Here is a 705-nt window from a genome sequence, read left to right on the forward strand (position 1 = left end):
CAATTTTAAATGATTGTTCCGCGCCCCCACTTGGCACGCCGGTTGCTTTTGTTCTTGGTCAGAAAGGAGAAGCAACAATGAAAAAAGGAATCATCTTCGTTTTTGTTTTGAGTCTGGTTTTGGGGGCGCCTTTTGAAAATGCCTCGGCCAAAACCTATTGGGCCACGGGTGGCGGTGTTGGAGCGGGGGTTATAGGCGCGGGAGCCGGTATCACGGCGGGCCTGTTATGCAGGTTTGCCGAAGAAAATTCATCGACTTGCCGGGCCGTGATGATCCCGGTGGGTATTGTGGGTGGAGGGGCTGTTGGTTTTGGAATCGGAGCCTTGATTGGTAGTGCCTTCAAGAAAAAAGCGCCGGTGGTTCAGGCGATTGTCGACCCGGCAACCGGAACGTATGGGGCGAGCGTTGGGATGAGTTTCTGATTGAACGAATAATCAATCTTCTTTCCGTTCCAATTCCGTAATTTCCGTCAGTTCTTCATCATGGCGCGGTTTTTTGGGAAAAATTTTATACTTCAGTTTTATGGATTCCGGAATTTTTGAAAAAACAGAATCGGACGTATAAAGAATGCCCGCAATATCCAAAGTTGACTGGGCGATATGGGCATCGGGTGTTGAAGTATTGACCCCCTTTTTTTGGCACTTGTTGCGCAAATGACCCACATTAATCCAATGGGAAAGAGGGGTTTCCACCAGCGGAAGAGTT

2 protein-coding genes are annotated in these 705 nt (G+C 48.7%); one reads left to right on the forward strand and one right to left on the reverse strand.

Features of this window, described 5'->3' with window-relative positions; translation table 11 throughout:
* Positions 1-77: 77 nt before the first annotated feature.
* Positions 78-422 (forward strand): hypothetical protein, encoded by a 345-nt coding sequence (locus tag HYU99_00590; GenBank protein ID MBI2338852.1) that lies wholly within the window; start codon positions 78-80, stop codon positions 420-422.
* 12 nt (positions 423-434) lie between these two features.
* On the opposite strand, the gene HYU99_00595 is transcribed toward HYU99_00590, so the two are convergent.
* Complete coding sequence (locus HYU99_00595) at positions 435-653, reverse strand: hypothetical protein (protein MBI2338853.1); 219 nt, start codon at positions 651-653, stop codon at positions 435-437.
* Positions 654-705 lie beyond the last annotated feature (52 nt).

Source organism: Deltaproteobacteria bacterium, assembly GCA_016183175.1.
In the GTDB taxonomy this organism is placed as follows: Bacteria; UBA10199; UBA10199; order UBA10199; family SBBF01; genus JACPFC01.